The organism is Streptomyces peucetius (assembly GCF_025854275.1).
Lineage (GTDB): Bacteria > Actinomycetota > Actinomycetes > Streptomycetales > Streptomycetaceae > Streptomyces > Streptomyces peucetius_A.
The window spans coordinates 2,507,158-2,529,625 of sequence record NZ_CP107567.1 but is presented as its reverse complement, the minus strand read 5'-3'; the positions used below and the strand labels follow the sequence as shown (position 1 = coordinate 2,529,625).

General features: G+C 73.0%; 19 protein-coding genes. 14 read left to right on the top strand and 5 right to left on the bottom strand.

The window, feature by feature from the left end:
* Positions 1 to 143: 143 nt before the first annotated feature.
* Positions 144 to 917 carry a ComEA family DNA-binding protein gene (locus OGH68_RS11645; protein ID WP_319020198.1) on the top strand — a complete coding sequence of 258 codons (774 nt, stop codon included), beginning with the start codon at positions 144 to 146 and terminating at the stop codon, positions 915 to 917.
* Complete coding sequence (locus OGH68_RS11640) at positions 914 to 3,460, top strand: ComEC/Rec2 family competence protein (protein WP_264243315.1); 2,547 nt, start codon at positions 914 to 916, stop codon at positions 3,458 to 3,460. The genes OGH68_RS11645 and OGH68_RS11640 overlap by 4 nt, the downstream gene beginning before the upstream one ends.
* Before the next feature lie 62 nt (positions 3,461 to 3,522).
* On the opposite strand, the gene OGH68_RS11635 is transcribed toward OGH68_RS11640, so the two are convergent.
* Positions 3,523 to 3,975, bottom strand: a complete 453-nt coding sequence (locus OGH68_RS11635; RefSeq protein ID WP_264243314.1) for a pyridoxamine 5'-phosphate oxidase family protein — start codon at positions 3,973 to 3,975, stop codon at positions 3,523 to 3,525.
* A 124-nt stretch (positions 3,976 to 4,099) separates the two neighbouring features.
* On the opposite strand from OGH68_RS11635, the gene OGH68_RS11630 reads away from it, so the two are divergent.
* The 3 genes from OGH68_RS11630 (at position 4,100) to holA (ending at position 6,384) form a co-directional block, all read left to right on the top strand.
* Positions 4,100 to 4,963: an arylamine N-acetyltransferase family protein gene (locus OGH68_RS11630; RefSeq protein ID WP_264243313.1), complete on the top strand. Its 864-nt coding sequence runs from the start codon at positions 4,100 to 4,102 to the stop codon at positions 4,961 to 4,963.
* A 57-nt stretch (positions 4,964 to 5,020) separates the two neighbouring features.
* A complete protein-coding gene (locus tag OGH68_RS11625) occupies positions 5,021 to 5,266 on the top strand; it encodes a hypothetical protein (protein ID WP_264243312.1) in 246 nt (81 codons plus the stop codon).
* Between the two features lie 134 nt (positions 5,267 to 5,400).
* Positions 5,401 to 6,384 carry a DNA polymerase III subunit delta gene (holA, locus tag OGH68_RS11620; RefSeq protein WP_264243311.1) on the top strand — a complete coding sequence of 328 codons (984 nt, stop codon included), beginning with the start codon at positions 5,401 to 5,403 and terminating at the stop codon, positions 6,382 to 6,384.
* 377 nt (positions 6,385 to 6,761) lie between these two features.
* On the opposite strand, the gene rpsT is transcribed toward holA, so the two are convergent.
* Complete coding sequence (rpsT, locus tag OGH68_RS11615; RefSeq protein ID WP_264243310.1) at positions 6,762 to 7,028, bottom strand: 30S ribosomal protein S20; 267 nt, start codon at positions 7,026 to 7,028, stop codon at positions 6,762 to 6,764.
* Between the two features lie 257 nt (positions 7,029 to 7,285).
* Here rpsT and lepA point away from each other — a divergent pair, with 257 nt between their 5' ends.
* The 4 genes from lepA to hemW all read left to right on the top strand — a co-directional run bounded on the left by lepA (position 7,286) and on the right by hemW (position 14,990).
* Positions 7,286 to 9,151: a translation elongation factor 4 gene (gene lepA / locus OGH68_RS11610; RefSeq protein WP_264243309.1), complete on the top strand. Its 1,866-nt coding sequence runs from the start codon at positions 7,286 to 7,288 to the stop codon at positions 9,149 to 9,151.
* Between the two features lie 269 nt (positions 9,152 to 9,420).
* On the top strand, positions 9,421 to 11,310 hold the full coding sequence (locus tag OGH68_RS11605; protein WP_264243308.1) for an AMP-dependent synthetase/ligase: 1,890 nt from the start codon (positions 9,421 to 9,423) through the stop codon (positions 11,308 to 11,310).
* Positions 11,311 to 11,559: 249 nt separating this feature from the next.
* Positions 11,560 to 13,743, top strand: a complete 2,184-nt coding sequence (locus OGH68_RS11600) for a SpoIIE family protein phosphatase (RefSeq protein ID WP_264250022.1) — start codon at positions 11,560 to 11,562, stop codon at positions 13,741 to 13,743.
* 14 nt (positions 13,744 to 13,757) lie between these two features.
* Entirely contained in the window at positions 13,758 to 14,990 is a 1,233-nt protein-coding gene (gene hemW / locus OGH68_RS11595) for a radical SAM family heme chaperone HemW (RefSeq protein ID WP_264243307.1), read from the top strand.
* A 15-nt stretch (positions 14,991 to 15,005) separates the two neighbouring features.
* On the opposite strand, the gene OGH68_RS11590 is transcribed toward hemW, so the two are convergent.
* Positions 15,006 to 15,812 (bottom strand): DUF3097 domain-containing protein, encoded by an 807-nt coding sequence (locus tag OGH68_RS11590; protein WP_264243306.1) that lies wholly within the window; start codon positions 15,810 to 15,812, stop codon positions 15,006 to 15,008.
* Positions 15,813 to 15,838: 26 nt separating this feature from the next.
* Positions 15,839 to 16,561 (bottom strand): MBL fold metallo-hydrolase, encoded by a 723-nt coding sequence (locus OGH68_RS11585; protein WP_264243305.1) that lies wholly within the window; start codon positions 16,559 to 16,561, stop codon positions 15,839 to 15,841.
* 190 nt (positions 16,562 to 16,751) lie between these two features.
* On the opposite strand from OGH68_RS11585, the gene hrcA reads away from it, so the two are divergent.
* The 4 genes from hrcA to OGH68_RS11565 all read left to right on the top strand — a co-directional run bounded on the left by hrcA (position 16,752) and on the right by OGH68_RS11565 (position 21,370).
* Positions 16,752 to 17,777, top strand: coding sequence for a heat-inducible transcriptional repressor HrcA (gene hrcA, locus OGH68_RS11580; RefSeq protein WP_264243304.1), 1,026 nt, complete (start codon positions 16,752 to 16,754; stop codon positions 17,775 to 17,777).
* Positions 17,778 to 18,914 carry a molecular chaperone DnaJ gene (dnaJ, locus tag OGH68_RS11575; RefSeq protein WP_264243303.1) on the top strand — a complete coding sequence of 379 codons (1,137 nt, stop codon included), beginning with the start codon at positions 17,778 to 17,780 and terminating at the stop codon, positions 18,912 to 18,914.
* Between the two features lie 639 nt (positions 18,915 to 19,553).
* The gene (locus OGH68_RS11570) at positions 19,554 to 20,627 is read left to right on the top strand and encodes a nitronate monooxygenase (RefSeq protein ID WP_264243302.1); all 1,074 of its coding nucleotides are present in this window, start codon (positions 19,554 to 19,556) and stop codon (positions 20,625 to 20,627) included.
* Entirely contained in the window at positions 20,627 to 21,370 is a 744-nt protein-coding gene (locus OGH68_RS11565) for a 16S rRNA (uracil(1498)-N(3))-methyltransferase (protein ID WP_264243301.1), read from the top strand. The genes OGH68_RS11570 and OGH68_RS11565 overlap by 1 nt, the downstream gene beginning before the upstream one ends.
* A 20-nt stretch (positions 21,371 to 21,390) precedes the next feature.
* Here OGH68_RS11565 and OGH68_RS11560 read toward each other — a convergent pair whose 3' ends face one another.
* Entirely contained in the window at positions 21,391 to 21,783 is a 393-nt protein-coding gene (locus OGH68_RS11560; protein ID WP_264243300.1) for a hypothetical protein, read from the bottom strand.
* 215 nt (positions 21,784 to 21,998) lie between these two features.
* Between OGH68_RS11560 and OGH68_RS11555 the strand changes: the two genes are divergently transcribed.
* Complete coding sequence (locus OGH68_RS11555; protein WP_319020197.1) at positions 21,999 to 22,436, top strand: hypothetical protein; 438 nt, start codon at positions 21,999 to 22,001, stop codon at positions 22,434 to 22,436.
* The last annotated feature ends 32 nt before the right edge of the window (positions 22,437 to 22,468 follow it).

Below are 22,468 nucleotides of genomic sequence, written 5' to 3'. Positions count from 1 at the left end.
CGCTCGGGCCACCGGGCACGGACTCCGGCGCACGAGGGGCGGGTGCGGGCACCGGCCCGGGGCGAGGCAGCCCCGGCGGCCGGGTACGGGCGGCCGGATCGGGCCGGCCACCGGGAACGGCCGGCGGGACAGCGCCACCGCTCATGCCCGGCGGCGACAACGGGCGCAGGGCAGGAGCCACCCGGCCCGGCAGCGACACGGAGACCCCAGAGGACAGGACGCCGCCGCGTCTACGGCTCGCTCTGCGTGACCGGCTGCCGGTGTGGGTCCAGCTCAGATGCGGGCTCGAACCGAAGACGCTCGCCGCCCTCGCCGTGGTCCTCGTGGCGGCGGCTGTCTTCGCCGCGCAGCACTTCTGGGTGGGCAGGCCGCAGCCCTTACGCGCCCCGGCGCTGGTACAGCACGGCTCCGCCCAGCCGCGGTCCGGGCCCGCCGCGGAACCGTCCCCCTCGCCGGGATCCACTGTCGCCGGCCCGGGGCAGGCCGCCCCGATCGTCGTCGACGTGAGCGGCAAGGTACGGCGGCCCGGAGTCCTCGAACTGCCCGCCGGATCGAGGGTGGCCGACGCTCTCGCGGCGGCGGGAGGCGCCGAGAAAGGTACCGACCTGACAGGGCTCAATCGCGCGCGGGTGCTGACGGACGGCGAACAGGTCGTCGTGGGCGGCCCCGCCCCGCCGGTACCGGGCGGTGCCGGCACAGGCCCGGCCGGTGCCGGCACCCAGGCAGGGCCGATCAGCCTCAACTCGGCCACGGCGGAGCAGTTGGAGACACTGCCCGGCGTGGGTCCCGTGCTCGCGCAGCACATCCTCGACCACCGCCTGCAGAACGGGGGCTTCCGGTCGGTCGACGAACTGCGCGACGTCAACGGGATCGGCGACCGCCGGTTCGAGGACCTGCGCGATCTGGTGCGGCCGTGACCAGGGTCGCCGTCCACGCCCCGGCGGGACACCGGCCGGACGCGGCCGACCCGCACCAGGAAAGCGGCCCCACCGATCTGAGGCTCGTCCCGCCCCTGCTGGCCACCTGGGCGGCGTCGGCTCTCGCCCTTGGGGCGCCGGGCCGTTGGACGGCGGCCGGTGCGGCAGCCTGCCTCGCCGCCGCGGCACTGCTGCCGCTGTGGGCGGCTGCCCGACGGCGCCGGGCCGGCCGGGACCCCGTGGCGGCAGCCGGCTCTCATACGACGGCGCGTGCCCCGGCGGGGCGCCCGCGGCGGTGGCTTCCGGGTGCCACGGCCCTCGCCGCTGCGTTGGTGTGCGCGGCTGCCGGTGCCGTATCCGCCGGGCTGCACGGGGCGGATCTGCGCCGCGGGCCGCTGCCCGGACTGGCCGACCGGCACGCGCGTGTCACCGTCGAACTGACGGTGACTTCCGACCCGAGGCCGACCAGCCCCAAGGTCGTGGGCGACCGGACGGCCCCCGCGGCCCTCGTCCTGAACGCGGAGGCGACGCGCGTCACCGCGCCCGGCGGCCCCGTCACCGCCACCCGCACGCCCGTCCTTCTCCTCGTGTCCCCCGGGGAGGAGGACAGCACCTGGGAGCGACTGCTGCCCTCCACACGGCTGAGGGTGGGCGGACGCCTCGCCCCGCCGCTGCGCAGCGACGACCCGTTCGCGGCCGTGCTGCGGGCCGACAACGGCCCTCCGCGGACCATCGGCCGGCCGACCGCCCTGCAGCGCACAGCCGGTGACCTGCGCGCCGGCCTGCGTGAGGCGACGGACGAGCTGGCCCCCGACGCCCGCGCACTCCTGCCGGGTCTGGTGGTCGGGGACACCACACGCATCCCAGCCGACCTGCAGGACGCGTTCGAGGCGACGGACCTGACCCACCTTCTCGCCGTGAGCGGCAGCAACCTCACAGTCGTCCTCATCCTGCTGATCGGGCCGCCCGGCACGGCGCTGCTCGCCGAACGGCGCGGCCTGGCACCCCGGCTGGGCATCACCCTGCGCGGAACGGCGCTTCTGGGCGGCGCGCTCACGCTCGCCTTCGTGCTCGTCTGCCGACCCGAGCCGAGCGTGCTGCGGGCGGCGGCCTGCGGACTGATCACCCTGCTGGCCATCGGCACCGGCCGGCGCAGATCACTCGTCCCGGCGCTGGCCGCCGCCGCCCTGCTGCTCCTGTTGTACGACCCCTGGCTGGCTCGGAGTTACGGCTTCCTGCTTTCCGTCCTGGCCACCGGAGCCCTGCTCACCATCGGCCCGCGGTGGAGCGCGGCGCTCCAGCGGCGCCGGGTGCCTCCCAGGCTCGCCGAGGCACTGGCCGCGGCCGCCGCCGCGCAGGCTGTCTGCGCCCCGGTGGTGGCCGCGTTCGCCGCCAGGGTCAGCCTGGTCGCGATCCCCTGCAACCTGGCCGCCGAACTGGCAGTGGCCCCGGCGACGCTCCTCGGATTCGCGGCGTTGGCCGCGGCGCCCTTCGCCATGCCGGTCGCCGAACTGCTCGCCCGCTGTGCCGGCTGGCCGGCCGGCTGGATCGCATCCGTGGCACGCGCCGGGGCGGCCCTGCCGGGCGCCCAGATCGACTGGCCGGGCGGCTGGCGCGGCGGACTGCTGCTCGCGGCACTCACCGCGGCGGTACTCCTCGTCGTCCGCCGGCTGACGCGGCATCCGTGGGCGGCGGCGCTCTGCGCGCTCCTGCTCGTGCTCGCCGTGGTGCGCCCGGCCCCGCTCACCGCGAGGCTCACCGGCTGGCCGCCTCCCGACTGGGCACTCGTGATGTGCGACGTGGGACAGGGAGATGCCATGGTGCTCGCGGCCGGTGACGGCGCGGCCGTGGTCGTCGACGCAGGGCCCGACCCTCACCTCACCGACCGGTGCCTGAGCGAACTGGGTGTCACAAAGGTGCCGTTGCTGCTCGTCACCCACTTCCACGCCGACCATGTCGCCGGTCTCGCCGGGGCGCTGCGCGGCCGGGCGGTCGGCGCGATCCAGACGACCACCTTCGAAGAGCCGCGATGGCAGGCCGAGTTCGTACGGCGTACCGCGGCCGTGGTCGGGGTGCCGGTGATCCATGCGATACCGGGGGAACGGCGCAGGGCAGGGAGACTCAGCTGGCAGGTCCTGTGGCCCGACCTCTCGCGGGGCACCGCCCCGGAAGGCCCGAACGACGCCAGCGTCGCACTGCTGGTGCGGGCGGCGGGCGGCCTGTCGATGCTGCTCCTCGGAGACCTCGAACCACCGTCCCAGCGGCGGCTGATACGGTCCCACCCCGCGCTGCCGTCGGTAGACGTGCTCAAGGTCGCCCACCACGGATCGGCCTACCAGGACCCCGGCCTGCTGGCCGGGGCCAGGCCCCGGCTGGCACTGATCTCCTGCGGCAGGGACAACCCGTACGGACATCCGGCACCCCGCACGGTCGGCGCGCTGCGCGCACAGGGTGCACTCGTGCTGCGCACGGATCGAGACGGCGCGATCGCGGTCACGGGAGCCGGCACCGGCCTCCGGGCCGTGGCACGCGGCGCCGGCTGACCGGAAGCACCGAGCCACCGAGCCGCCGATCCGCTGAGGGCCACTGCTCCCGCGTTTGCAGGTCAGTCCAGCCAGCGGCCGTCCACCATGATCAACCGGTCCTTGAGCTCGTTCTCCTCACGCCACACCTTGACGACACGGGGGGTGATGCGCAGATACACCCAGGGTCGCCGGTCCCGGGGATCCCAGTTCAGCTTCGCGGCGAAGGCATCCGCGGTCTCCGCGGCCAGGGCCGACCCCTCGACGACCTCGGCCCGGCCCTCGACATGCACGACGTCCCGGGTGTGGCCAAGGGTCACCACGGCCTCGCCCCGTGGTGTCACACGCGCCGTGGGATTGGTGCGCCGGGTGCACATCAGAAGAGAAGCGCCGTCCCAGACGAACGACAGAGGCATCAGACACGGGGTTCCGTCGGCGGACGCTGTGGCGACCCAGGCGTCGTTGTCCGCTGCGAGCCGGTCGAGGGTGTGCCGACGCCGTTCTTCCCGGCTGCGCGCAGCTCTCTGAGTTGTCATGGGCGGCACGCTATTCGGCCGTGGGGTGGGGCCGCTTCGGGCGCAGGGCGGAGAGGCCTCCGCCCTCAGGACCAGGACCAGCGACGTCTGGCGGGGCGGCGAAGCGAGTGGGCAGACTGCATGTATGAGCACGCCTCCGCCGACCCGCTCCCAGCCGGACTCCTCACGGCCGGGCCCCTCCACACCGGCGCCGCCGGTGCCGTCGCGGCAGGCCGTCGACGCGTACCTCGCGCGCATCGGCGCCGGACGGCCCGAGCGCGCCGACGCCGCGGCGCTTCGGGAGCTGCAACTGCGGCACCTGCTGTCCGTGCCCTTCGAGAATCTGTCGGTCCATCTCGGCGAGCCCGTCGTACTGGCGGACGGCCCGCTGATCGAAAAGGTCGTCGGCGGCCGCCGAGGCGGATTCTGCTACGAACTCAACGGGGCCTTCGCCGCGTTGCTGCGCGGTCTCGGCTTCGGAGTGACGCTGCTCCAGGCCAGGGTGTTCGGCGACGGCGGGCGGCTGGGCATCCCGTACGACCATCTGGCGCTGCGCGTGGAGACCCAGGACGGTACGGGGCCCTGGCTGGCCGACGTCGGGTTTGGTGACCACAGCCACCATCCCCTCCTCTTCGGCGAGCGAGGCGACCAGGCCGATCCGGCGGGGACCTTCCGTGTCGTCGAGGCGGGTGACGGGGACCTCGACGTGCTCCGGGACGGCAAGCCGCAGTTCCGCCTGGACACCAGGCCGCGTGAGCTCGCCGACTTCGAGGCGGGTGCCTGGTGGCACCGCACCTCGCCCGCCTCCCACTTCACCAAGTCGCTGGTGTGCTCCCTGCTCACCGCGGACGGGAGGATCACCCTGACCGGCCGCAAGCTCGTCACCACGGTCGACGGGGAGCGCCAGGAGCGGCCGCTGGAGACCGACGACGAGGTGCTCGCCGCCTACCGGAAGCACTTCGGCCTCGATCTCGACCGGGTGCCGGAGGTGCGTCAGGCCTCGGCCTGAGGTCCGGAGTCCCAGGGGGCACGGCGGCGCGGCTGACCGCACCGGCACAATATGGCCGTGAGCGATGTGAGACATGTGCTGGTGCTGCCCGACCGCGATGCCGCCGAGGAGGTGGCGGAGACGATCCGCGACCGGTTCACGGTGCCGGAGGAGCCCCAGCTGGTACGGGACGCGCTGGCCGGTGAGGACGATGCCGAGGACGCGCAGTGGCTGGTGGTCGTCGAGGACCCGGACGGCCAGCTGGACGCCGCCGAGCTCGACGGGTTCGTCGCCGCCTGGGACGGCTGGCGCGAGGCGCACTGACCGTCCGCTGACCGTCCGCCGGTGACGCGGTGACGCGGTGACGCGGTGACGCGGTGGCGCGGTGACGCGGTGACGGGACGGAGAGCTGCGGGGACCGACAGGACTGTCGGTGGCGCGTGGGATGCTGGAGCGCGATGGCCACCAAGAATTCGACCGACGATCCGCTCGCTCCCGTCACGCTCGCCGTGGGCCAGGAGGATCTGCTTCTCGACCGCGCCGTCCAGCAGGTCGTGGCGGCGGCGCGGGCCGCCGACGCGGACACGGACGTACGGGACCTCACCGCCGACCAGCTGCAGCCCGGCACCCTCGCCGAGCTGACCAGCCCTTCGCTCTTCGCCGAGCGCAAGGTGGTGATCGTGCGCAATGCGCAGGACCTCTCCGCCGACACGATCAAGGACGTCAAGGCGTATCTCGTCGCCCCCGTCGAGGAGATCACCCTCGTCCTGCTGCACCCCGGTGGCGCCAAGGGCAAGGGCCTGCTGGACGCGGCCCGCAAGGCGGGGGCGCGCGAGGTCGCCTGTCCCAAGACGACCAAGCCCGCGGAACGGCTGACCTTCGTGCGGTCCGAGTTCCGGGCATCGGGCAGGTCCGCCACTCCGGAGGCGTGCCAGGCCCTGGTCGACGCCATCGGCAGCGATCTGCGGGAGCTGGCCTCCGCGGTGTCGCAGCTGACCGCGGACGTTGAGGGCACGATCGACGAGGCGATCGTCGGTCGCTACTACACGGGCCGTGCGGAGGCGTCGAGTTTCAACGTCGCCGACCGGGCGGTCGAGGGCCGGGCGGCGGAGGCGCTGGAGGCGCTGCGCTGGTCCCTGTCGACCGGTGTCGCGCCCGTGCTGATCACCAGCGCGCTCGCGCAGGGCGTGCGCGCGATCGGCAAGCTGTCCTCCGCGCGCGGCGGCCGGCCTGCCGATCTGGCCCGGGAGCTGGGCATGCCGCCGTGGAAGATCGACCGGGTCCGCCAGCAGATGCGCGGCTGGACCCCCGACGGTGTGGCGGTGGCCCTGCGGGCCGTGGCGGAGGCCGATGCGGGCGTCAAGGGCGGCGGCGACGACGCGGAGTACGCGTTGGAGAAGGCGGTCGTGACGATCGCGATGGCGGCCCGCTCCCGCCGCTGAGCCCTCCGGGCCCGGCAGCCCGTCCCCGCCCGGCACACCCCCGCCGGGCGGTTCCGGTCCGGCGGCCACTGCCGGGTCGCGCCACGGGACCGGGGCCGCCGCCCCTGCCAACGCCGTCCACGCCCCGGCCCCGTCGCTCCCGCGGCCCCGCCGTGGGCGTCCCGTCGGCGCGAGCGAGCCTGCGTCGGGAAGTTGTGCGCGTACGACGAAGGCCCCGGCCGGCCGCCCTGGGGAAGGGCGGTGGCTCGGGGCCTTCGTGTGAAGCTCGGTGCGCCGCACCCGCGTGGCGAACGCAGGCCGCGTGCGGCGCTTGGGGTGCCGGTCAGGAGCGGATGAGAGGGCCCGCTGGATCCCTTCCGGCTATCACATCAGTGTGCTCAGCCCTGGAGGGTGGCAACCTTGGAAGCCAGCGCCGACTTCTTGTTGGCGGCGGCGTTCTTGTGGATGACGCCCTTGGAGACGGCCTTGTCCAGCTGACGGGAGGCGGCACGGGCCGCCACGGTCGCCTGCTCGACGTCGCCGGTGGCGACAGCCTCACGGGCCTTGCGGATCGCGGTCTTGAGCGAGGACTTGACGGCCTTGTTGCGCAGGCGCGCCTTCTCGTTCGTCTTGTTCCGCTTGATCTGGGACTTGATGTTCGCCACGAAAGAGCCTTTTCAGGATCGATGATCTTCGAGTTCGTGTCCCTTCCCCACGGCCCTTCGGGCGCGTGAGGAGTGCCCAGAGAGGGAGGGCACGAGACACAGCTGCTCAGGCTACCAGTCGCCCCTCGGGCGGCCCAAACCGGGCACAGTCCCGTGCGCGTGGGACCATGGAGCCTACGTATCGATCCGACAGCGACCCGAGCCGCGCCCGAGTCGAGCTCACCGACCCGGCGTCTGCCAAAGAATCAGGACCCTGCGTGCCCGCGACTCCTACCAACGTGCCCGAGCCGAGCCGTACCGACCCGGCTCTGATCCGCAACTTCTGCATCATCGCGCACATCGACCACGGCAAGTCGACGCTTGCCGACCGGATGCTCCAGCTGACGGGTGTGGTCGAACAGCGGCAGATGCGCGCCCAGTACCTCGACCGGATGGACATCGAGCGCGAGCGTGGCATCACGATCAAGTCCCAGGCGGTCCGTCTGCCCTGGGCCCCCACCGAGGGCGAGGACGAGGGCAGGACCCACATCCTCAACATGATCGACACCCCGGGGCACGTCGACTTCACCTATGAGGTGTCCCGGTCCCTGGCGGCGTGCGAGGGCACGGTCCTGCTGGTCGACGCGGCCCAGGGCATCGAGGCGCAGACCCTCGCCAACCTCTATCTGGCGATGGAGAACGACCTCGCGATCGTCCCGGTCCTCAACAAGATCGACCTGCCGGCCGCCCAGCCGGAGAAGTTCGCCGAGGAGCTCGCAAACCTGGTCGGCTGCGACCCGGACGACGTGCTCAGGGTCTCCGCCAAGACCGGTCTCGGCGTCGAGGCGCTGCTCGACCGCGTCGTCCGTGAGGTCCCGGCCCCGGTCGGCGTGGCCGACGCGCCCGCCCGCGCGATGATCTTCGACTCGGTCTACGACTCGTACCGCGGTGTCGTGACGTACGTACGAGTGATCGACGGACAGCTCAACAAGCGCGAGCGCATCCGGATGATGTCCACCAACGCCACCCACGAGCTGCTGGAGATCGGCACCAACTCGCCGGAGATGCTGCCGGCCGACGGTCTCGGCGTCGGCGAGGTGGGCTACCTCATCACCGGCGTGAAGGACGTCCGCCAGTCCAAGGTCGGTGACACCATCACCACCCTGCACAAGGGCGCCACCGAAGCGCTCGGCGGCTACAAGGACCCGAAGCCGATGGTCTTCTCGGGTCTGTATCCGCTGGACGGTTCCGACTACCCCGAGCTGCGTGACGCCCTCGACAAGCTCCAGCTCAACGACGCCGCCCTGGTGTACGAGCCGGAGACCTCGGCGGCGCTGGGCTTCGGTTTCCGCGTGGGCTTCCTCGGCCTGCTGCACCTGGACGTGATCCGCGAGCGTCTCGAGCGCGAGTTCGGTCTGGACCTGATTGCCACCGCTCCGAACGTGGTCTACCGCGTGACGATGGAGGACGGCACCGAGCACACGGTGACCAACCCGAGCGAGTTCCCCGAGGGCAAGATCGCCGATGTCCACGAGCCGGTCGTGCGGGCCACGATCCTCGCGCCCAGCGAGTTCATCGGCTCGATCATGGAGCTCTGCCAGACCCGCCGCGGCACGCTCCTGGGGATGGACTACCTCTCCGAGGACCGGGTCGAGATCCGCTACACCCTGCCCCTCGCGGAGATCGTCTTCGACTTCTTCGACCAGCTGAAGTCCAAGACGCGCGGTTACGCGTCCCTCGACTACGAGCCCACCGGCGAGCAGGCGTCCAGCCTCGTCAAGGTCGACATCCTGCTGCACGGCGACAAGGTCGACGCCTTCTCCGCCATCACCCACAAGGACGCCGCCTACGCCTACGGTGTGCGGCTCGTCGCCAAGCTGCGCGAGCTCATCCCGCGGCAGGCGTTCGAGGTGCCGATCCAGGCCGCGATCGGCTCCCGGGTCATCGCCCGTGAAACCATCCGCGCCATCCGCAAGGACGTCCTCGCCAAGTGCTACGGCGGTGACATCTCCCGTAAGCGGAAGCTGCTGGAGAAGCAGAAGGAAGGCAAGAAGCGGATGAAGATGGTCGGTTCCGTGGAGGTGCCGCAGGAGGCCTTCATCGCGGTGCTGTCCAGCGACGAGGGCGGCAAGAGCAAGAAGTAGCCACCACGTCCGCGTGCTGCGAGAAAGGCGTCCGTCCCGTACCGGGAGGGGCGCCTTTCGGCCTTCCGGAACCTTCGTCCCGAATGCATGCTTGTTACATCGATCAGTTGCGCCAACCGGTGGATCCGCGTTCCGTTCGTTATCAAGCGGCAGCCCTCGAGCTCTTACGCGCCGGTCGAACGGGCTCTACTCTGAGCACGGCTCGATGGTTACTCGCCAGTTAAACAACCAGCCAGTCGTGCAGTGCTGCCGCCGGCCCGGAGGACGTCGTGAGCGAAACCCAGACCCTGATCGAGAACCGGCCGCCCTCGGTGGCCACCCTCTTCACCGAGCGCGTGGCAGCCACGCCGGACGGCGAGGCCTACCGTTATCCGGTGCCGTCCGCCACCGGCTCGGGGCCCGACGACTGGAAGTCCCTGAGCTGGGGCCAGGCCGCCGAGCGGGTGTACGCCATCGCGGCCGGACTGATCGACCTCGGGGTGAACCCCGAGGAGCGGGTCGCGCTCGCCTCCTCCACCCGGGTCGAGTGGATCCTCGCCGACCTCGGCGTGATGTGCGCCGGAGGCGCCACGACCACGGTCTACCCGTCCACCAACGCCGAGGAGTCGGCGTACATCCTCTCCGACTCCGAGAGCCGGGTGCTGATCGCGGAGGACGCCTCCCAGCTGGCCAAGGCGCGTGAGAAGCGTGCCGAACTGACCGAGCTGAGGCACGTGGTAGTCATCGACTCCGCGGGCGTGGAGCCGGACGCCGAGGACCCGGAGGGCTGGCTCCTCACCCTGGCCGACCTCGAGGCGCGCGGCGCCAAGCACCTCGCCAAGAACCCGGACGCCGTCAAGGAGCGGGTCGCGGCGATCACCGCCGACCAGCTGGCGACGCTCATCTACACCTCGGGCACCACCGGGCGCCCCAAGGGCGTACGGCTGCCGCACGACAACTGGTCCTACATGGCCAAGGCCATCGCCGCGACCGGCCTCGTCACCAAGGACGACGTGCAGTACCTCTGGCTGCCGCTCGCCCACGTCTTCGGCAAGGTGCTGACCTCAGGACAGATCGAGGTCGGCCACGTCACCGCCGTCGACGGTCGCGTCGACAAGATCATCGAGAATCTGCCGGTCGTCCAGCCGACCTACATGGCGGCCGTGCCCCGCATCTTCGAGAAGGTCTACAACGGGGTCGCGGCCAAGGCCCGGGCAGGTGGCGGCGCCAAGTACAAGATCTTCCAGTGGGCGGCCGGCGTCGCCCGCGAGTACGCCAAGGTCACGCAGGACAACTTCCGCCGCACCGGCAACGCCACCGCGCCCTTCGGCCTGAGCGCCAAGCGCAAGGTCGCCGACACGCTCGTCTACTCCAAGCTCCGCGAGGCGTTCGGCGGCCGGCTGCGCGCCGCGGTCTCCGGCTCCGCCGCGCTCGCACCCGACATCGGCTACTTCTTCGCCGGTGCCGGCATCCACATCCTGGAGGGTTACGGCCTCACCGAGTCGAGCGCGGCCTCCTTCGTCAACCCGGGCGAGGCCTACCGCACCGGCACGGTCGGCAAGCCGCTGCCCGGCTGCGAGGTGCGCATCGCCGACGACGGCGAGATCCTGCTGCGCGGCCCCGGCATCATGGAGGGCTACCACAAGCTGCCCGAGAAGACGGCCGAGGTCCTCGAGTCCGACGGCTGGTTCCACACCGGCGACATCGGAGAGCTGTCCGCCGACGGCTATCTGCGGATCACCGACCGCAAGAAGGACCTGATCAAGACCTCCGGCGGCAAGTACATCGCGCCGGCCGAGGTCGAGGGCCAGTTCAAGGCGGTGTGCCCGTTCGTCTCGAACATCCTCGTGCACGGCGCGGACCGTAACTTCTGCACGGCGCTGATCGCCCTGGACGAGCCGACGATCCTCGGCTGGGCCCAGGAGAACGGCCTGGGCGGCAAGAGCTACGCCGAGGTCGTCGCCTCCCCGCAGGTCGAGCAGCTCATCGAGGGCTATGTGCAGCGCCTCAACGAGGGCCTGCAGCGCTGGCAGACCATCAAGAAGTTCCGGCTGCTGCCGCGCGACCTGGACATCGAGCACGGCGAGCTGACGCCCAGCCTCAAGCTGAAGCGCCCCGTCGTGGAGCGCGAGTACAAGAACCTGATCGACGATATGTACGCGGGTTCCCGCGAGGCGTAGTCCTGGCGACGTCGCGGAGAGCGGCGGGCGCGGGGCACGCACGGAAGCGGCCCGACGGACCGGACCACGTCCGGCCCGTCGGGCCGCTCGTCATGGCCGGATCCGTCGGGCACTTACGCCCTCCGGGCCGTTTCGTTCCCCCCACTTCCGTGACTCGGCGCTTATGGGCGCCCTCGGTCTGTCACTCTGTCGGTGTCATAAGCGGCGCACGCCAGCACCGATCAGGAGCCGCAGGTGGGGTCCATTCCGATGCAGCGCGAAACCGGCAACGAATCGCTTCCCGTGTGGCCGGCACGGTCCGACGCCGGGCTGGTCGCGCGAACCAGCCTGCCCGGCAACCTCCTCGCCCCGGCCGCAGGGCGCCGCTTCGTGCGCGACGCCCTCGCCGAGTGGACCGGCCTGGGGTTCCTGGCGGGCGGCCGCTGCGCGGACCGGCTCGCCGACGACGCGGCCGTCGTCGTCAGCGAGCTCGTCACCAACGCCGTCGTGCACGCCGGTACCGTGGCGGAACTGCTCTGCCGCTTCGAGGAACCGGCGCAGGGGGAACCGGCCGCCCTGGTGGTCGAGGTCTCCGACCACCACCCCGCCAGCGGCGTGACCGGAGGTACGCACAGCGCCGACCAGTCGGGCACCCCCGAGTACGGCCGCGGACTCCACCTCGTCGCCTCCCTCGCGGAACGCTGGGGTGTCACCTTCCACGCCGCGCTGAAGACGGTGTGGGCCCGTCTGCCGCTCGACGGCCGTGACATCCGCCCGCCCGTCGCCGCGCCACCGATCCCGTCCGCACGCCGGGGCAGGGACGGCGCGGAGCCGTCCACGCGGACGCGCGCCGGGCGGGACGACCTGGAGTGGGCCGGCCGCGGCGCTCCGGCCTTCCTCGCCGAGGCGTCCGACCTGCTCGCAGGCCAGCTCGACGAGGACATGGTGGCGGCGCTGGCCGGTCAGCTGCTGGTGCCGCGGCTCGCCGACCGGTGCGCGATCTGGCTGGACGGCGAGAGCAAGGGCCACGGCGGCGGGAGCGGCCGGGGCGGAGCCGCGTCGCGGCTCGTGGGCGTGTGGCACAGCGACGAGTCGCGAGTGGGGCCGCTGCGCGAGGCGCTGGGTGAGGGACCGCCGACGTTCCCGGACGCGCCGACGGGTGCCGGTCCGGTGCGGGTGGTGTGGCCGGACCGTACGTCGGCGGACGCGTCCGCCGACGCGTCGTCCGCTGACGGGACCGGCCCGGCCGGCGCAGCCGTCCGCGTCGAGCGCCCCGTCCGGCACGGCCTGCGGACAGTGGAGGGCGGTGTGTCCGCCGTAGGCGGCAACGCGCCGCGCGCCCGGGCGTCCGCCGCGGACGCCGCCCGCGAGCGGGGCGCGCTCCCCGACACCGGGGAGCCGGCCGCGGACGCCGAGCGGGGTCCGTTCCTCCCCGGCGCCGGGGAGCCGGCGTGCCCGTCCGAACAGGGCGCGGACGCCGCCACCGCCCTGGCGTACCCGCTGAGCGCCGGAGGCCGCCGGTTCGGGGTGCTGCTCGTCGCCCAGAACGGCCGCGAACACGTGGCCGCCGACGTCGCCGCCCTCGTCGAGGACTTCGCCCGCAGAGTCGCCCTGGCCGTCGGCGCCGCGCGCCGGTACGCCCGCCAGGCCACCATCAGCCGGGTCCTGCAGCGCGGCCTGCTCCCCAGCCGGGTGGGGCAGATCCCCGGCGTCGACACGTACCTGGTCTACGAGCCCAGCGACGACGGGGTCGCCGGCGGTGACTTCTACGACGTCTTCCCCGCCGGGTCCGGGGGCCGCTGGTGCTTCATGCTCGGCGACGTCCAGGGCAGCGGGCCCGAGGCCGCCGTCGTCACCGGTCTCGCCAGGCCCTGGCTGCGACTGCTCGCCCGCGAGGGCTACGAGGTCGGCCAGGTCCTCGACCGGCTCAACGGCCTGCTGCTCGACGACGCGATGGAGGCGGCGGAGGCGACGGCCCTGCTCGTCACGGGCGGTCACGGACCCGTCCCGCCGGAAGGCCAGCACTCCCGTTTCCTCTCGCTGCTGTACGGCGAGGTGGTCCCCTCGCCGGGCGGCGACGGCGGTGCCCGCTGCACCCTGGCCAGCGCCGGGCATCCGCTGCCCCTGCTGCTCCGCCCCGACGGCACCGTCCGCGTCCACGCCGAGCCGCAGGTGCTGCTCGGCGTCGTCGACGACGTCGCGTACCGGAGCCACACCTTCGACCTCGAGCCCGGTGACACGCTGCTGTGCGTCACCGACGGGGTGACCGAGCGGCGCTCCGGCTCCCGGATGTTCGACGACGAGGACGGCCTGGCGGCGGCCCTGTCCGAGTGCGCCGGCCTCACGGCGCAGGGCGTCGCCGAGCGGATCAGGGCGGCGGTGCACGCGTTCGGGCCGCCGCCGGGGGACGATCTGGCGCTGCTGGTGCTCCAGGCGGGGTGGCCTTGTGAGTGACGGACAATGGGGGCATGCCTTCCGTACTGCCTGACGGCGAGCCCATGCCCGAGGACGGCGCGCTGCCCGCGTCCGCCCTGCTCGGGGCCGAAGCCCGGCCGCTGGCCTTCTATCTGCACGTGCCGTACTGCGCGACGCGCTGCGGGTACTGCGACTTCAACACCTACACGGCCACCGAGCTGCGGGGCTCCGGCGGAGTGCTCGCCTCCCGCGACAACTACGCCCAGACCCTCGCGGACGAGGTCCGCCTCGCCCGCAAGGTCCTCGGCGACGACCCGCGGCCGGTGAGCACGGTGTTCGTCGGCGGCGGCACGCCGACGCTGCTGGCGGCGGACGATCTCGTACGGATGCTGGACGTGGTCCGGCAGGAGTTCGGTCTGGCCGACGACGCGGAGATCACGACGGAGGCGAACCCGGAGTCCGTCGACCCGGCGTATCTGGCGGCGCTGCGCGAGGGCGGCTTCAACCGGGTCTCGTTCGGTATGCAGAGCGCCCGGCAGCACGTGCTGAAGGTGCTCGACCGCACCCACACCCCGGGTCGGCCGGAGGCATGCGTCGGCGAGGCGCGGGCGGCGGGCTTCGACCATGTGAACCTCGACCTGATCTACGGCACGCCCGGCGAGAGCGACGACGACTGGCGGGCCTCGCTGGAGGCGGCGGTCGGCGCCGGACCGGACCATGTGTCGGCGTACGCGCTGATCGTGGAGGAGGGCACACAGCTCGCGCGCCGCATCCGGCGCGGCGAGGTCCCCATGACCGACGACGACGTCCACGCCGACCGCTATCTGATCGCCGACGAGGTGCTCGGCGCGGCGGGCTTCGACTGGTACGAGGTCTCCAACTGGGCCACCTCGCCCGAAGGCCGCTGCCTGCACAACGAGCTGTACTGGCGCGGCGCGGACTGGTGGGGCGCGGGCCCCGGGGCGCACAGCCATGTGGGCGGCGTGCGCTGGTGGAACGTGAAGCACCCCGGCGCGTACGCGGCGGCACTGGCGCAGGGCCGCTCGCCGGGCGCGGGCCGCGAGCTCCTCGCGGACGAGGACCGCCGCGTCGAGCGGATCCTGTTGGAGCTGCGGCTGCGCGAGGGCGTGCCCCTGTCCCTGCTGGGCGAGGCCGGCCTGGCAGCGGCCGGCCGCGCGCTCGCCGACGGCCTGCTGGAGCCCGCGCCGTACGAGGAGGGCCGCGCGGTCCTGACGCTGCGGGGGCGGCTGCTGGCGGACGGGGTGGTGCGGGACCTGGTGGACTGATCCCGGACGCCCCGGCTAGCCGGGCACCGTCACGAAGTCGATCAGCTCCTCCACCCGCCCCAGCAGCGCGGGCTCCAGGTCCTTGTAGCTCGTCACCTTCGACAGGATGTGCTGCCAGGCGGCGCCCGTGTTGTCCGGCCAGCCCAGGGCCCGGCACACGCCCGTCTTCCAGTCCTGGCCCCGCGGGACCGTGGGCCAGGCGCGGATGCCCACGGACGACGGCTTCACCGCCTCCCACACGTCGATGTAGGGATGGCCCACCACCAGCACGTGCGGATCGGTCACCGACGCCGCGATACGGGACTCCTTGGAGCCCTCGACCAGGTGGTCCACCAGCACGCCGAGGCGGGCGTCCGGGCCGGGGGCGAAGTCGGCGACGATCGCCGGCAGGTCGTCGACGCCCTCCAGGTACTCGACCACCACGCCCTCGATCCTCAGGTCGTCGCCCCACACCCGCTCCACGAGTTCCGCGTCGTGCCGGCCCTCCACATAGATCCGGCCGGCCCGGGCGACCCTCGCCCGTGCGCCGGGCACGGCGAGAGAGCCGGAGGCCGTGCGGGACGGCCGGGACGGGGCTGCCGGGGCGGGGCGGACCAGGGTGACGACCCTGCCCTCCAGCAGGAAGCCGCGCGGCTCCAGCGGGAAGACGCGGTGCTTGCCGAAGCGGTCCTCCAGGGTCACCGTCCCGGCCTCGCAGCGGATCACCGCACCGCAGAAGCCGGTCGACACCTCCTCGACCACCAGATCCGGCTCCGCCGGCACCTCGGGGACGGGCTTCGACCGCTTCCACGGCGGTGTGAAATCAGGGCTGTAGCTGCGCATTCGCACGACGATACGGCCGCCCGCCGCTACGACACACCGAAACGCGCCGCCAGCTCGCCGCGCTGGGCCCGCACGAACGCCGCGTCCACGGCCGCGCCGTGTCCCGGGACGTACAGTGCGTCCTCGCCGCCGAGCTCCAGCAGCCGGTCGAGCGCGGCGGGCCACCGGGAGGTGATGGCGTCCGGGCCGGCCTGCGGCTCGCCGGACTCCTCCACCAGGTCGCCGCAGAACACCACCTCCGGCTCGCCCGGCACCAGCAGCGCCAAGTCGTGGCCCGAGTGGCCCGGTCCCACATTGGCCAGCAGGACCTGGCGGCCGCCGAGATCGAGCGTCCACTCGCCGCACACCGGGTGGTGCGGGGCCACCAGCAGGTCCGCCGCCTCGGCCGCCTCGTCGGCCGCGACCCCGAGCCGGACCGCGGAGGCCCGGATCTCGTCCCGTTCGCGGTGGAACAGGGCGTCCAGGCCCACCGCCCCGTAGACCTCCGCACCGGCGAAGGCGGCCGTGCCCAGCACATGGTCGAAGTGGGGATGGCTCAGTGCGATGTGCGTCACCCTGCGCCCGCCCAGCAGCGCCTGCGCCTGGGCCCGTAGCTCCGCGCCCTCGCGGAGCGTCGAGCCGGTGTCGTACAGGAGCGCGGCGTCCGCGCCGACCACCAGGCCGACGGTCGCGTCCCAGACCGGCAGACGGCGGCGGCCGACACCTTCGGCAAGTCGCTCCCAGCCGAAGTCTTCCCAACTGACGTCCATACGGCGACGCTATCCGCATCACCTCCGCACCGACATGTGCGGGCCGCGCCCGGCAGCGCGTCCGACCGCATGGTCTGCCACCCTTGCTACCCGTGTACCCCGCAGCCGTACACTGGCCCGGGGAATGCTGGCACTCGGACACGCAGAGTGCCAGACCACACACCGAGGAACCACAGCTGGAGGTGCGCGAATGCTCAGCGAACGCAGGCTCGAGGTGCTGCGCGCCATCGTCCAGGACTACGTCGGCACCGAGGAGCCCGTCGGCTCCAAGGCCCTCACCGAGCGGCACAAGCTCGGCGTCTCCCCGGCCACCGTCCGCAACGACATGGCCGTGCTGGAGGAGGAGGGGTTCATCGCCCAGCCCCACACGAGCGCCGGGCGGATCCCCACCGACAAGGGGTACCGGCTGTTCGTCGACCGGCTGGCCGGCGTCAAGCCGCTGTCGTCGCCCGAGCGCCGCGCCATCCAGAACTTCCTGGACGGGGCGGTCGACCTCGACGACGTGGTGGGACGCACGGTCCGGCTGCTGGCGCAGCTGACACGGCAGGTCGCCGTCGTCCAGTACCCCTCGCTGACCCGGTCCACGGTCCGGCACGTGGAACTCCTCTCCCTCGCTCCCGCCCGTCTGATGCTCGTGCTGATCACGGACACCGGCCGGGTGGAGCAGCGCATGATCGACTGCCCCGCGCCGTTCGGTGACACCTCGCTCGCGGACCTGCGGGCCCGGCTCAACAGCCGGGTCGTGGGACGCCGCTTCGCGGATGTGCCGAAGCTGGTGCAGGACCTTCCCGAATCCTTCGAGCACGAGGACCGAGGTACCGTTTCCACGGTGCTGTCCACCCTGCTCGAGACCCTGGTCGAGGAGACCGAGGAGCGGCTCGTGATCGGCGGCACCGCCAATCTGACCCGCTTCGGGCACGACTTCCCGCTGACCATCCGGCCGGTGCTGGAGGCGCTCGAGGAGCATGTGGTGCTGCTCAAGCTGCTCGGGGAGGCGAACGAGTCGGGCGGCATGGGCATGACCGTACGAATCGGTCATGAGAACGCCCACGAAGGACTCAACTCCACGTCCGTGGTCTCGGTCGGCTACGGTTCGGGCGACGAGGCAGTCGCCAAACTCGGCGTGGTCGGACCGACCCGCATGGACTACCCCGGAACGATGGGAGCGGTACGCGCAGTGGCACGTTACGTCGGACAGATCCTGGCGGAGTCGTAAGTGGCCACGGACTACTACGCCGTACTCGGCGTGCGCCGCGACGCATCGCAGGACGAGATCAAGAAGGCCTTCCGCCGCCTCGCGCGCGAACTCCACCCGGACGTGAATCCGGACCCGAAGACGCAGGAGCGCTTCAAGGAGATCAACGCCGCGTACGAGGTGCTCTCCGACCCGCAGAAGAAGCAGGTCTACGACCTCGGCGGAGACCCGCTCTCGCAGGCCGGAGGCGGCGGCGCGGGCGGCTTCGGCGCGGGCGGTTTCGGCAACTTCTCGGACATCATGGACGCGTTCTTCGGCACGGCGTCGCAGCGCGGACCGCGCTCGCGTACGCGCCGCGGCCAGGACGCGATGATCCGGCTGGAGATCGAGCTGGCCGAGGCCGCCTTCGGCACCACGAAGGACATCCAGGTCGACACGGCCGTCGTGTGCACCACCTGCTCCGGCGAGGGCGCGGCGCCCGGCACGTCGGCGCAGACGTGTGACATGTGCCGCGGTCGCGGTGAGGTCTCGCAGGTGACGCGGTCCTTCCTGGGCCAGGTCATGACCTCGCGGCCCTGTCCGCAGTGCCAGGGCTTCGGCACGGTCGTGCCGACGCCGTGCCCCGAGTGCGCCGGCGACGGCCGGGTGCGCTCGCGGCGCACCCTGACCGTGAAGATCCCGGCCGGTGTCGACAACGGCACCCGGATCCAGCTCGCGGGCGAGGGCGAGGTCGGCCCGGGCGGCGGCCCCGCCGGTGACCTGTACGTCGAGATCCACGAGGTCGCCCACCCGGTCTTCCAGCGGCGCGGCGACGACCTGCACTGCACGGTGACCATCCCCATGACGGCGGCGGCCCTGGGCACGAAGTGCCCGCTCGAGACGCTCGACGGCATGGAGGAGGTCGACATCCGGCCCGGCACGCAGTCCGGCCAGTCGATCCCGCTGCACGGGCGCGGCGTCACGCACCTGCGCGGCGGCGGCCGGGGCGACCTGATCGTCCACGTCGAGGTGACGACCCCGACGAAGCTGGACGTGGAGCAGGAGCGGCTGCTGAGGGACCTGGCGAAGCTGCGGGGCGAGGAGCGGCCGACGGGGCAGTTCCAGCCGGGTCAGCAGGGGCTGTTCTCGCGCCTGAAGGACGCGTTCAACGGGCGGTAGCCCGTGTGGGGGTGCGTGGCGCCTGCGGCGGGCGTGTTCCCCTTCCCGAAACCGGGGGCTCCGCCCCCGGACCCCGTTCGGGGCTGCGCCTCCGGAACCCGGGCCCGCCCCTCGGGACCCCGTTCGGGCCTGCGCCCCGGGACCCCTGCCGCGCCCCGGACCCCAGGCCCGCCCCTCGGGACCCCGTTCGGGGCTCCGCCCCGGGACCCGGTACCGCGCTTCGCGCGGTGGCCTCAGTCTCTCCCTACGGCCTGGCGGCCGTGGGTGGGGTGTCTCCCCCACGCCGCCAGGCCGTAGGGGAGTGCCCCCCAAGCCGGGCTGGATGTGCCGCTGCGCGGCGAACCGGCCCGCCGGGCACACCCAGCCCGCTGGGAGCATCTCCCACGGCGCCAGGCCGTAGGGAGAGTTTGAGGCGCGGGGTTCGGGGCGGAGCCCCGACGAGACGGGCAAGTTCCAGCCCCGCTGGGGGTACCTCCCGCGGCCGCCGGGCCGTAGGGAGAGTTTGAGGCGCGGGGGTCCGGGGGCGGAGCACCCGGTTCCGGGAAGGGGCGGGAAGGAGGAACGGCCCCGCGCAGCGGCCCGTGCGCGGGGCGGAACGGGGGATTCGGCAGCGTCGCGGGGACGTGGCACGATGCCTGCATGTCCTCCGCGCTGACCGATCTCTGCCGTCACCCAATCGTGCAGGCCCCCATGGCCGGCGGCGCTTCCTGTCCGCAGCTCGCGGCGGCCGTGTCCGAGACCGGCGGGCTGGGGTTCCTGGCCGCCGGGTACAAGACGGCGGACGGGATGTACCAGGAGGTCCAGCAGGTCCGGGGGCTCACCGCCCGCCCCTTCGGCGTCAACCTGTTCATGCCGCAGCCCGGCACCGCCGACCCCGCCGCCGTGGGCGTCTACCGGCATCAGCTGGCCGGTGAGTCCGCCTGGTACGAGACGCCGCTCGGCGACCCGGACAGCGGGCGGGACGACGGCTACGAGGCGAAGCTCGCGATACTGCTCGACGACCCGGTCCCCGTGGTCTCGTTCACCTTCGGCTGCCCCACGCGCAATGTGCTGGAGTCCTTCTCCAGGGCTGGCACGTACACGATCGTGACCGTCACCACCCCGGAGGAGGCGCAGGCGGCCCAGTGGGCGGGGGCCGACGCCGTGTGCGTGCAGGGCGTCGAGGCGGGCGGCCACCAGGGCACCCATCGCGACGACCCCGCGTCCGACGGCTCCGGCTACGGGCTGCTGACGCTTCTCCAACTGGTGAAGGAGACCGTGGAGTTGCCCCTCATCGCCACCGGCGGCCTGATGCGCGGCGGTCAGATCGCCGCCGTCCTGGCGGCGGGCGCGAGCGCCGCGCAGCTCGGTACGGCCTTCCTGGTGTGCCCGGAGTCGGGCGCGCACGCGCTGCACAAGCAGGCGATGACCAACCCGCTGTTCGTCCGCACCGAGTTGACCCGGGCGTTCTCCGGGCGGCCCGCGCGGGGCCTGGTCAACCGGTTCATGAGGGAGCACGGGCCGTACGCGCCCGCCGCCTACCCCGATGTGCACCACCTGACGAGCGGTCTGCGCAAGGCCGCGGCGAAGGCCGGTGACGCGCAGGGCATGGCGCTGTGGGCCGGCCAGGGGCACCGGCTGGCGCGCGAGATGCCCGCCGCCCAGCTGGTGGGGGTGCTCGCAGCGGAGACGGACACGGCACGCGCCGCGTTCGCGCACGGAGGTGGTATGTGATGACCGCTCCTGTCTTTCTCGTCGAGTCGCTCGAAGGGGTCGCGCCGGGCGCGTCCGTCACCCTCGACGGACCCGAGGGCCGGCACGCGGTCTCCGTGCGCAGGCTGGCGCCGGGTGAGGAGATCGTCCTCACGGACGGCCACGGACGCGGGGCCGCCGGCTCCGTCGTCTCCACCGAGGGCAAGGACCGCCTGGTCGTCGAGGTGCGCGAGTGCCCCGAGGAGCCGGAGCCGGCGCCCCGTATCACGGTCGTGCAGGCCCTCCCGAAGGGTGACCGCGGTGAACTGGCCGTGGAGACCATGACGGAGACCGGCGTGGACGCGGTCGTGCCGTGGGCCGCGGCGCGCTGCATCACCCAGTGGAGGGGCGAGCGCGGGGCCAAGTCGCTGGCGAAGTGGCGGGCGACGGCCCGTGAGGCCGGCAAACAGTCACGCCGGCTGCGCTTCCCCGAGGTCGCGGAAGGCGCAACCACCAAGCAGATCGCGGCACTTCTGGCGGCGGCGGACTTCGCGGCCGTGCTCCACGAGGAGGGCGCGGAACCGCTGGCGACGGCGGAACTCCCCACTACGGGCTCGATCGTGCTGGTCGTCGGCCCCGAGGGCGGCGTGTCCCCGGAGGAGCTGGCGCTGTTCGCACAGGCGGGCGCGAAACCGTACCGGCTGGGCCGCACCGTCCTGCGCACCTCCACGGCCGGTACGGCGGCGACAGCCCTCCTGCTGGGCCGCACCGGCCGCTGGTCCTGACACAGGCGCCACGGGAGGCTTCAGCGTCCCGTGCCGCCCGGGCCTTTGGCGGCCGCCGCGTCGAGCAGCGGCCATCCGTCGACCTCCGTGGTCCCCGCCCGGGACGGCAGCAGCCCGGCGGCCGCCGCCGTGTCCAACAGCCGCCTCGCCGCGCCCGGTTCGTGCAGATTCAGCCATGCGTCGCCGGCGGCCACGGTGCCGGACTGCCACCAGCCGCCGGAGACGACGCGCCCCGGCCCCTGCCGGAAGACGATCGCCAGCCGCCGCTGCGTGCCCTCGCGCCGGAAGGACAGCGTCGTACGGCAGTCGCCGACGCCCTCCGGCCCACGGGTGTGCCTGTGCCGTACGGACCAGACCCAGGCGGTCTCCGCGTCGACCACCAGGCGGCGCACTCGGTGGGGCTTCCTGGTCATGGCACGACCGTACGGGGCCTCACATGGCCGCAACCACTCTTTTCCGCGCGTACCCACGATGGCACTCTGGCGTCATGCCCGCCCGGAACCCCCGGAACCCCCGGAACCCCCGGACAAGAGCGCGGCGCGTCATTGCCGCAACCGCCGCAGCAGCAGCGGCAGTCGGCGCCCTGGCCGCCTGCGAACCGACCGCCGGCGGGCTGAACTCCGCCGCCGTGGCCGTCACCACGGACCGGACCGCGACCAGCACCCTCGAGCGTCTGACGTTCGACGTGGCCTGGCTCAGCTGCACCGCGCAGGCCGACCGGGGGACGGCGACCGCGAGCGGTGCCGCGTCCCCGTCCCCGGAACCGCCCCCGTCCCCGTCTCCGCCGGGCCGGGCCACCGTGGACTGCCGGGGGGAGACCCGTTCCGGTCAGGACATCACCGTCAACGGCACGGTGACGGAGGAGCGTTCGGGCAGGTGTGTCCACGGAGATCTGACCGCCCGGGTCGAGAAGAAGATCGTGTTCCGGGCGACGATGCTCGGGGACTGCACCACGGCCCCGAGCAGCACCTCCGCGCCGGGCGGCACTCCCGCCGTTCCCGGGCCGCCGCGGCCCACGGTCACCGTGACCGTGACGGAAACCGTGACCTCTGTTCCGGCCAAGTGATCGAAAACCCTGCCCCTGGGGCTGCCACCTGC

Bases quoted from the DNA above. Each gene is read 5' to 3' on its own strand.
- OGH68_RS11645 (WP_319020198.1), top strand. From the start codon at position 144: ATGCCCGGCGGCGACAACGGGCGCAGGGCAGGAGCCACCCGGCCCGGC.
- OGH68_RS11635 (WP_264243314.1), bottom strand. From the start codon at position 3,975: ATGACAACTCAGAGAGCTGCGCGCAGCCGGGAAGAACGGCGTCGGCAC.
- OGH68_RS11630 (WP_264243313.1), top strand. From the start codon at position 4,100: ATGAGCACGCCTCCGCCGACCCGCTCCCAGCCGGACTCCTCACGGCCG.
- holA (WP_264243311.1), top strand. From the start codon at position 5,401: ATGGCCACCAAGAATTCGACCGACGATCCGCTCGCTCCCGTCACGCTC.
- OGH68_RS11600 (WP_264250022.1), top strand. From the start codon at position 11,560: ATGCAGCGCGAAACCGGCAACGAATCGCTTCCCGTGTGGCCGGCACGG.
- hemW (WP_264243307.1), top strand. From the start codon at position 13,758: ATGCCTTCCGTACTGCCTGACGGCGAGCCCATGCCCGAGGACGGCGCG.
- OGH68_RS11590 (WP_264243306.1), bottom strand. From the start codon at position 15,812: ATGCGCAGCTACAGCCCTGATTTCACACCGCCGTGGAAGCGGTCGAAG.
- OGH68_RS11585 (WP_264243305.1), bottom strand. From the start codon at position 16,561: ATGGACGTCAGTTGGGAAGACTTCGGCTGGGAGCGACTTGCCGAAGGT.
- hrcA (WP_264243304.1), top strand. From the start codon at position 16,752: ATGCTCAGCGAACGCAGGCTCGAGGTGCTGCGCGCCATCGTCCAGGAC.
- OGH68_RS11570 (WP_264243302.1), top strand. From the start codon at position 19,554: ATGTCCTCCGCGCTGACCGATCTCTGCCGTCACCCAATCGTGCAGGCC.
- OGH68_RS11565 (WP_264243301.1), top strand. From the start codon at position 20,627: ATGACCGCTCCTGTCTTTCTCGTCGAGTCGCTCGAAGGGGTCGCGCCG.
- OGH68_RS11560 (WP_264243300.1), bottom strand. From the start codon at position 21,783: ATGACCAGGAAGCCCCACCGAGTGCGCCGCCTGGTGGTCGACGCGGAG.